3 protein-coding genes and 1 tRNA gene are annotated in these 9,721 nt (G+C 70.1%); 1 reads left to right on the top strand and 3 read right to left on the bottom strand.

Translation table 11 applies throughout. The features are described 5' to 3' along the window. Nucleotides 1-52: 52 nt before the first annotated feature. Entirely contained in the window at nt 53-5,521 is a 5,469-nt protein-coding gene (locus IE177_RS26715) for a HAMP domain-containing protein (protein WP_190017984.1), read from the bottom strand. A gap of 411 nt (nt 5,522-5,932) precedes the next feature. On the opposite strand from IE177_RS26715, the gene IE177_RS26720 reads away from it, so the two are divergent. After that, on the top strand, nt 5,933-8,692 hold the full coding sequence (locus tag IE177_RS26720; protein WP_190017985.1) for a SpoIIE family protein phosphatase: 2,760 nt from the start codon (nt 5,933-5,935) through the stop codon (nt 8,690-8,692). 35 nt (nt 8,693-8,727) lie between these two features. On the opposite strand, the gene IE177_RS26725 is transcribed toward IE177_RS26720, so the two are convergent. Both IE177_RS26725 and IE177_RS26730 read right to left on the bottom strand, forming a co-directional pair. Continuing rightward, nucleotides 8,728-8,803 (bottom strand) — tRNA-Thr (locus tag IE177_RS26725). Nucleotides 8,804-8,889: 86 nt separating this feature from the next. Continuing rightward, complete coding sequence (locus IE177_RS26730; RefSeq protein ID WP_190017998.1) at nt 8,890-9,552, bottom strand: DegT/DnrJ/EryC1/StrS family aminotransferase; 663 nt, start codon at nt 9,550-9,552, stop codon at nt 8,890-8,892. Nucleotides 9,553-9,721: the final 169 nt, after the last annotated feature.

The following is a 9,721-nucleotide window of genomic DNA, read 5'->3' on the forward strand; positions in this document are numbered from 1 at the left end:
CGTCCGGCGCGCGTCGCCGCCGCCGCGTCCGTCCCCGCGGGAGCCGCCACCGTCACCGGGTGCCCATGTACTGCCGCATCACCGCCAGCAGGTGGTCGGGGTCGACCGGCTTGGTGACGTAGTCGGAGGCTCCCGACTCGATCGCCTTCTCCCGGTCGCCCTTCATCGCCTTGGCGGTCAGCGCGATGATCGGCATCCCGGCGAACTGCGGCATCCTGCGGATCGCCGTGGTCGTCGCGTAGCCGTCCATCTCCGGCATCATGATGTCCATCAGGACGACCGCCACGTCGTCGTGCTGCTCCAGCACCTCGATGCCCTCCCGGCCGTTCTCGGCGTACAGGACCGACAGCCCGTGCTGTTCCAGGACGCTGGTCAGCGCGAAGACGTTGCGGATGTCGTCGTCGACGATCAGCACCTTCTCGCCGCCGAACCGCACCTGGCGGCCCTGCTGCGGCACGCTCTCCCGCTCGGCGGGCTCCGGGAGCGCCGACCACTGCTCGGGCCGCTGCTCGGCCGGCGGCAGGCTGCGGCGGCGGCGCCGGAACAGCGCGGCGGGGCCGTTCTGCGTCTCGCGGTAGGACTTCACCTCGGCCGGGGTCTCGATCTCCGACGCCGACAGTTCCAAGGACTGCTTGGCCTCGGAGGCGAGCAGCTCGCCGGCCTCCAGCGGGGGCACGGACTGCTGGTAGCCCTGGGGCGGCAGTTCGGTCGGGTGCAGCGGCAGGTACAGCGTGAACGTCGAGCCGCGACCCGGTTCGCTCTGCGCGTGGATCTCACCGCCGAGCAGCTGCGCGATCTCCCGCGAGATCGACAGGCCGAGGCCGGTGCCACCGTACTTGCGGCTGGTCGTGCCGTCCGCCTGCTTGAAGGCCTCGAAGATCACCCGCATCTTGCTGGCCGCGATGCCGATGCCGGTGTCGGTCACCGAGAACGCGATCAGCTCGCCGTCCGGATCGGTCAGCGAACCGGCCTCCAGCAGCTGTTCCCTGATGGTGTGCGGCACGTTCGAGCCGGCGGGGCGGATCACCAGCTCCACCGAACCGGAGTCGGTGAACTTCACCGCGTTGGACAGCAGGTTGCGCAGCACCTGCAGCAGCCGCTGCTCGTCGGTGTGCAGGGTCGCCGGCAGCTCCGGGGAGACCCGCACGGACAGGTCCAGGCCCTTCTCGGCGGTGAGCGGCCGGAAGGTTGCCTCCACGTAGTCCACGAGCTGGACGAGCGCGATGCGTGTCGGCGAGACGTCCATCTTGCCCGCCTCGACCTTCGACAGGTCGAGGATGTCGTTGATCAGCTGCAGCAGGTCGGAGCCCGCGCCGTGAATGGTCTCGGCGAACTCCACCTGCTTCGGGGAGAGGTTGCCCTCGGCGTTGTCGGCGAGCAGCTTGGCCAGGATCAGCAGGGAGTTGAGCGGCGTGCGCAGCTCGTGCGACATGTTCGCGAGGAACTCGCTCTTGTAGCGCATCGACACCGCGAGCTGCTCGGCGCGCTCCTCCAGGACCTGCCGGGCCTCCTCGATCTCGGTGTTCTTCACCTCGATGTCCCGGTTCTGCCGGGCCAGCAGCTCGGCCTTCTCCTCCAGTTCGGCGTTGGAGGCCTGCAGCGCCTTCTGCCGGTTCTCCAGCTCGGCCGAACGCTCGCGCAGCTGCTCGGTCAGCTCCTGCGACTGCTTCAGCAGCTGCTCGGTCTTGGTGTTGACCGAGATGGTGTTCACGCTGGTCGCGATCATCTCGGCGATCTGGTTGAGGAAGTCCTTCTGGATCTGCGTGAACGGGGTGAACGACGCCAGCTCGATCACTCCGAGCACCGTGCCCTCGAACAGCACCGGCAGCACGATGACCTGCGCGGGCGGGGCCTCGCCGAGCCCGGAGGAGATCTTCAGGTAGCCGCTGGGCGCGTTCTCCACCAGGATCGCGCGCTTCTCCTGGGCCGCGGTGCCGATCAGCGCCTCACCCGGCCGGAACGACGTCGGCATGGAGCCCATCGAGTAGCCGTACGAACCCAGCATCCGCAGCTCGTAACCGTCCTCACCGGCGGCCGCGTCCTTGCCCTCGACCAGCGGCATCGCGAGGAAGAACGCGCCGTGCTGCGCGGAGACCACCGGCGTCAGCTCGCTCATGATCAGCGAGGCCACGTCCTCCAGGTCCCGCCGGCCCTGCATGAGCGCGGAGATGCGGGCGAGGTTGCCCTTGAGCCAGTCCTGCTCCTTGTTGGCGATCGTGGTGTCGCGCAGGTTGGCGATCATCTTGTTGATGTAGTCCTGGAGTTCCTGGATCTCCCCGGACGCGTCGACGTCGATCTTCAGATTCAGGTCGCCCCGGGTCACCGCGGTGGCCACGCGCGCGATGGCGCGCACCTGCCGGGTGAGGTTCCCGGCCATCTCGTTCACCGACTCGGTCAGGTCCCGCCAGGTGCCGTCGACGTCACGCACGCGTGCCTGGCCGCCGAGCTGCCCCTCGGTGCCCACCTCGCGGGCCACCCGCGTGACCTCCTCGGCGAAGCTGGACAGCTGGTCGACCATCGTGTTGATCGTCGTCTTCAGCTCGAGGATCTCGCCCCGGGCGTCGATGTCGATCTTCTTGGTCAGATCGCCCTTGGCGATGGCCGTGGTGACCATGGCGATGTTGCGCACCTGACCGGTCAGGTTGGACGCCATCTGGTTCACGGACTCGGTGAGGTCCTTCCAGGTGCCGGCCACACCCGGCACGTGCGCCTGACCGCCCAGGATGCCGTCCGTGCCCACCTCGCGGGCCACCTTGGTCACCTGGTCGGCGAACGAACTCAGTGTCTTCACCATCGTGTTGATGGTGTCGGCGAGCTGCGCGACCTCACCGCTCGCCTCGATCGTCACCTGCCGGGTCAGGTCGCCGTTGGCGACGGCCGCGGCCACCTGGGAGATGTTCCGCACCTGCATGGTCAGGTTGTTGGCCATCAGGTTGACGTTGTTGCTGAGGTCCTTCCAGATGCCGGTGACGCCCGGCACGTGCGCCTGGCCGCCCAGGATGCCCTCGGTGCCCACCTCGCGGGCCACCCGGGTCACCTGCTCGGCGAAGCTGGACAGCTGGTCCACCATGGTGTTGACCGTCGTGACGAGCTCGAGGATCTCGCCCTTCGCGTCCACCGTGATCTTCTTGGACAGGTCGCCCTTGGCCACCGCCGTCGTGACCTCGGCGATGTTGCGCACCTGGCTGGTCAGGTTGTTCGCCATGAAGTTCACGGACTGCGTGAGGTCCTTCCAGGTGCCCGAGACACCCTGCACCTCCGCCTGACCGCCCAGCATGCCCTCCGTGCCCACCTCGCGGGCGACCCGCGTGACCTCCTGGGCGAACGACGACAGCTGGTCGACCATGGTGTTCAGCGTGTTCTTCAGCTCCAGGATCTCCCCGCGCGCGTCCACGGTGATCTTCTGGGAGAGGTCGCCGCGGGCCACCGCCGTGGCGACCTGGGCGATGTTGCGCACCTGGGCGGTGAGGTTGCCCGCCATGCCGTTCACGGAATCCGTCAGATCCCGCCACACACCGGCCACGCCCGGCACCTGCGCCTGCCCGCCGAGCCGGCCCTCGGTGCCCACGTCCCGGGCCACCCGGGTCACCTGGTCGGCGAACGCGGAGAGCTGGTCGACCATCGTGTTGATCGTGTTCTTCAGCTCGAGGATCTCGCCACGGGCGTCGACGTCGATCTTCTGCGACAGGTCGCCGTTGGCCACCGCCGTGGTCACCTGGGCGATGTTGCGCACCTGGGACGTCAGGTTGCCCGCCATGAAGTTGACGGAGTCCGTGAGCTCCTTCCACGTCCCCGAGACGCCGTCCACCCGGGCCTGACCGCCCAGCCGGCCCTCGGTGCCCACGTCCCGCGCCATCCGCGTCACCTGGTCGGCGAAGCTCGACAGCTGGTCCACCATCCGGTTCACGGTGTTCTTCAGCTGGAGCATCTCGCCGGAGACGTCCACGGTGACCTTCTGCGAGAGGTCGCCGTTGGCCACCGCCGTGGTCACCTGGGCGATGTTGCGCACCTGACCGGTCAGGTTGCGGAACGCGGTGTTGACGGAATCCGTCAGGTCCTTCCACGTACCGGCCGCCCCCGGCACCTGCGCCTGACCGCCCAGCTCACCCTCGACACCGATCTCCCGGGCGACCCGCGTCACCTCGGCGCCGAACGCCGACAGCTGGTCCACCATGCCGTTGACGGTGTTCTTCAGCTCCAGCATCTCGCCGGCCACGTCCACCGTGACCTTCTGCGACAGGTCACCGCTGGCCACGGCGGTCGTCACCGCGGCGATGTCCCGCACCTGCGTGGTCAGGTTCCGGAACACCGTGTTGACGGAGTCGGTGAGGTCCTTCCAGGTGCCTGCCGCGCCCGGCACGTTGGCCTGACCGCCGAGCCGCCCCTCCGCGCCGACCTCGTTCGCCACCCGTGTGACCTCGTCCGCGAAGATCCGCAGCGTCTCGGTCATCTGGTTGATCGTCTCGGCGAGCTGCGCGACCTCGCCGCGCGCCGGAACCGTCACCTTCTGCGACAGGTCACCGTTGGCGACCGCCGTCGTGACCTGCGAGATCCCGCGCACCTGGGCGGTCAGGTTGCCCGCCATCGTGTTGACGGAGTCGGTCAGCTCCTTCCACACGCCCGCCACCCCGGGCACCTGCGCCTGGCCGCCCAGGATGCCCTCGGTGCCCACCTCCCGGGCGACACGCGTGACCTCGGAGGAGAACGAGGAGAGCTGGTCCACCATCGTGTTGACGGTGTTCTTCAGCTCCAGCATCTCGCCCTCGACGTGGACGGTCACCTTCCGCGACAGGTCGCCCTTGGCGACCGCCGTGGTGACCAGCGCGATGTCCCGCACCTGGGCGGTCAGCCGGTACGCCATGGTGTTGACGGACTCGGTCAGGTCCTTCCACGAGCCCGACATCCCGCGCAGCCGGGCCTGGCCGCCGAGCTTGCCCTCGGTGCCGACCTCGCTGGCCACACGCGTGACCTCGTCCGTGAACGTCGACAACTGGTCGACCAGGTTGTTGACCGTACGGCCGACCTTCAGGAACTCGCCCCGCAGCGGATGGCCGGTGGCGCCGTCCGGCGCCTGCGTCCGCAGCTCCATGCGCGGCGACAGGTCGCCGTCGGCCACCGCCGTGAGCACCCGGCCGACCTCCGACACCGGCCAGACGAGATCGTCCACCAGCGCGTTGGAGTTGGCGACGGCCGTCGCCCAGGAGCCCTCGCAGGCCCCCGTCTCCAGCCGCTCGGTGAGCTTGCCCTCGCGTCCCACCATGCGCCGCACCCGGGACAGCTCACCGGTCAGGTGCAGGTTCCGGTCGGCCACCTCGTTGAAGACGGCCGCGATCTCCGACATCACGCCGTCCCCGGACACCGTGAGCCGCTTGCGGAAGTTCCCGTCGCGCATCGCCACGAGGGCCGCCTGCAGCCGGTTCAGGGCGGCTGTGTCCACGGCGGTCGTGCCGCCGCCCCTTCCCAGGGACGGTCCGCCCTTCGCGCGCGTCTTCGTGCCTCGCGTCGCCGCGCCAGACTCCACTGTGTCCCTCCCGGAGGGGTCGACCGTTACTGCTGTGCTGGGCCCGCTTGGGCGCCGGCATACCGTTCACCGGCATACCGGGCGCTTCCGCGTTCCGGTTACTGCTGGGTATTTCTGCCAGACGAGATCCGGCCACACCAGGGGCTGCTGCCCGCCGTACACGGAACACACGCAGTCCCGCCCCGACCTCCATCACAAGCCTGCCCAGTGTTTCACCTCGTCCGAACCAGGCCATAACAGTTCGGCAGCTTCGCACATCGTCCGCCCACCCTGGGGGGTAATCACCGGCGACCGGCATCCGCTCGGACGGCGAAGGTAAGTAACCTTGCATGCGGCTGTCCAGCCGCACCGGTCCGACCGGCCTGGGCGGTGGCACGAGCACGAGCTGGCATCGGAGGGCGGCCGCAGACCATGACCACCGGACTGATCCCGGGGGGACAGACCCCGGAGCCACGGCCGACGGACGAGCCGATGCCGCAGCAGCGGCGCGGGCCTGCCGGCCACGGGGACCCGCACGTCGACGACCGGCCGAGGAGTTCTGTGATCACCGCGCGCGCGGCCGCCAGCTTCGAGCCCGTCGGGCGATCGGTCGCGACCGCCCGGTCCTTCGTCCGCGACACACTGCAGGGCTGGGGTTTCGCCGACATCGTGGACGACGCCGTCGTCCTCACCAGCGAACTGGTGACCAACGCCGTCGTCCACGCCGGCACGCACGCCGACGTGCTGTGCCTGCGCACCGAGGACGGAGTCCGCGTCGAGGTCTCCGACCGCTACCCGGAGCGCGAGGTCCCGATCCAGCACTCCACCGCGGTCACGGGCAACCCCGACCGCGAGGGCGGCCGCGGCCTGCAGCTGTGCGCGGCGCTGGCCACGCGCTGGGGGGTGGACTACACGCCCACCCACAAGGACGTCTGGTTCCAGCTCGACCTGCCCGAACGCGCGGTGGGCACCCGCAGCGCCGGACCGCCGCTGCCCGCCGATCTCCTCCCGCTGGCCGACGGCCGGGTCCGCGTCGCGGTCCTCCAGGTCGACCGGAAAGGCGCCGTCACCTCCTGGAACGAGGACGCCGAGGACCTCTTCGGCTTCGCGTCCGCCGAGGTCGTCGGCAAACCCCTCACCGAACTCGCGGCCTGGCCGCACACCCCCGGCACGGGTACCGGCGTCGCCGAGGCGCTGCAGCTCTCCCGCTGGGAGGGCAGCTACGGCATCCGCGGCGCCGACGGCCGGGTGGTCCGGGTGTACGCCTCCCACCTCCGGGTCCGGGACACGGGCGGCGAGCCCTCCACCGTCTGCCTCCTGGTACGGGACGACGAGCGCGCCGTCCTGCAGACCCCGGCCCGCGTCCCCGCCGGCGACCAGGCCCCGGCCTCCGACGGGCAGAGCGCCGACCCGTTCGAGGTGTTCATCGGCTCCCCCGCCCCGGACGACCTCGACGGCCTGCTGCAGCGCACGGTGGAACGCGCCCGGGACATGCTCGACGCCGACTCCGCGTTCCTGCTGCTCGCCACCGACGACGAGACGGAGCTGGAAGTCCGCGCCTCGACCGGCCTGCCCTCCGCCCGCCAGCGCTTCGCCCGCGTCCCCGTCGAGGCCGGCCCGGGCCGCTACGGCTCGGCGCGCATGCCCGCCGTACACGACGACCTGACGGCCGTTCCCGGCGCGGTGCCGCTGCTGAGCGGCACCGGCATGCGCTCGGTGGTCACGGTGCCACTCAAGGTCGAGGGCCGCCTCACCGGTTCTCTCGGCGTCGCCGCCGAGGCGCCCGGCCGGTACTCCAACGAGGAGGCGCTGCGCCTGCAGTTCGCCGCCGACCGGATCGCACTGGCCGTCGAGTCGGCCCGCCTGGGCGAGCTGGAGCGGTTGCGCCGCGGCTCCCTGAGCTTCCTGGTCGAGGCCTCGGACCTCCTGGCCGGCACCCTGGACCGCGACCAGACGCTGGCCCTGATGGCCCAGATGACGGTCCCCACGCTGGCCACCTGGTGCGCGGTCTACACGATCGCCGACCAGGCCTCCGAGCCTTACCTGTCCTATGTGCTGCACGAGGACGAGGAACTGATCGACGGCATCAAGTCGCTGCTGTCGAAGATCGCCCCGCCGGACCCGGTGCCCACTCCGGGGGCCCGCGTCTGGACCGCCCCGGCCGAGGTGGCCCACCAGGCGGCCCTGCGCAGCTCCATGCGCAGCCTCGGCCTCTCCGGCGGCCCGACGCGCCAGGTCGCCTCGGGCATCGGCCCGACGCTGGCGACGGCGGGGGCGGTCGGCGGCGAGACGGTGGTGCTGCCTCTGGTGGCCCGCAACCGCGTCATCGGCATGCTGACCCTCGGCAAGCCCACCGACGAGCACTTCCGCCAGGAGATCCTGGAACTCGCCGAGGACCTGAGCCGCCGGGCCGCCCTCGCGCTGGACAACGCCCGCCTGTATTCGGAGCGCACGGCCATCAGCCAGGCTCTGCAGCGCAGCCTGCTGCCGCCCGAGACTCCGCACATCGAGGGTATCGAGGTGGAGGTCATCTACCGCGCGGCCGGCGAGGGCAACGAGGTGGGCGGCGACTTCTACGACGTCTTCCCCATCGGCGACGACGCTTACGGCTTCGCCATCGGCGACGTCTGCGGCACGGGCCCCAACGCGGCGGCGGTCACCGGTCTCGCCCGGCACGCCCTGCGCCTGCTGGCCCGCGAGGGCCTGAACGGCCCGGCGGTGCTGGAGCGCCTCAACTCGGCGATCCTCGACGAGGGCGACCGCAGCCGCTTCCTGACCCTCCTCTACGGCGAGTTGCGCCCGCAGCCGGACGGCGGCGCCGAGCTGAAGGTGGTCTGCGCCGGCCATCCGCTGCCGCTGCGTCTGCGCCAGGACGGCACGGTCGTGGCGGCGGCCGAACCGCAGCCGCTGCTGGGTGTCATCGAGGACCTGGAGCTGTACGAGGAGACGGTCACCCTGGACCCCGGTGACGTGCTCCTCTGTGTGACGGACGGCGTCACCGAACGTCGTGAGGGCACGCGCATGCTGGGCGACGACGGTCTCGCCGACGTGCTCACCACGTGCACGGGTCTCACGGCGGGCGCGGTGGCGGCGCGGATCATGCGTGCGGTGGAGCGTTTCGCGTCGGACGCGCCCTCGGACGACATGGCGATTCTGGCGATGCGGGTACCGGGAATCCACCCGGAGACATGAGAAAGGCCCCACCCGGAAGGGTGGGGCCTTTTCGCTGGAGCCCCCAAACGGAATCGAACCGTTGACCTTCTCCTTACCATGGAGACGCTCTGCCGACTGAGCTATAGGGGCCTGCCGTTTTCGGGGCTTTCCCCCCGTGGCGACGAAGAAACTGTACCCCGAACAGGCTCGGGTTCCCAAATGCGTTCGGTGCGCGTTCAGAAGGCGGGCTGCAGGAGCCCGCCGAGCGCGTTGCAGGCCGACACGATGCGCTGCATCTCCCGCTTCGTGAGCGTGGCGTCCACGGGGAGCGCGAGGGTCTCGTCGGCGGCCTGTTCGGTCTGCGGCAGCGAGACGCACCGCCGGAATTCGGGCAGCCGGTGCACGGGCGTCTTCACCGGTACCCGGCAGTCAACTCCCCTGCTGCGTATGGCGCGTGCGAAGGCGTCCCGGTCAGGCCGGCCGTTTCCCGGCACTCGTACGACGTACTGCTGGTAGGTGTGCCCGTCGCCGCCGTCCGGCGTCCGTACGCCTCTGAGCTTGCTGTCGAGGTACGCGGCTCGTTCCCTGCGTTGCGCTATCTCGTCGTACGGCGCCTCGGACTCTCCCTGCTCCAGCACCAGCGTCCCGTGCCGCTGCCCCAGCGCGTGCAACCGCCGGATGTCGGCCTGCCGTCCGAAGCGGTGCACGGCAACGACCGCGGCCGTGCGGGACGTTACGGCGGCTTCGACCGCATCGGGGTCGAGGCAGTAGGTCAGCGGATCTATGTCGGCGAACACCGGCAGCGCCCCGGCCAGGGTCACGGCCTCCGCCACCTCTACGTTCCCGAAGGCCGGTACGACGACCTCGTCACCGACACCGACGCCGGCGGCCCTGAGCATGGCTGCAGTTCCCATGCCTGGGATGCTGGGCGGGCAACGTGAACGACACGTTAAGAGAAACAAAAAAAGGTCGGACCCCGAACCGAAGTTCGGGATCCGACCTTTGAAGAATTGTTCGGCGGCGTCCTACTCTCCCACAGGGTCCCCCCTGCAGTACCATCGGCGCTGT

Origin of the sequence: Streptomyces lucensis JCM 4490 (assembly GCF_014650035.1) — a bacterium.
GTDB classification, from domain to species: Bacteria; Actinomycetota; Actinomycetes; order Streptomycetales; family Streptomycetaceae; genus Streptomyces; species Streptomyces lucensis.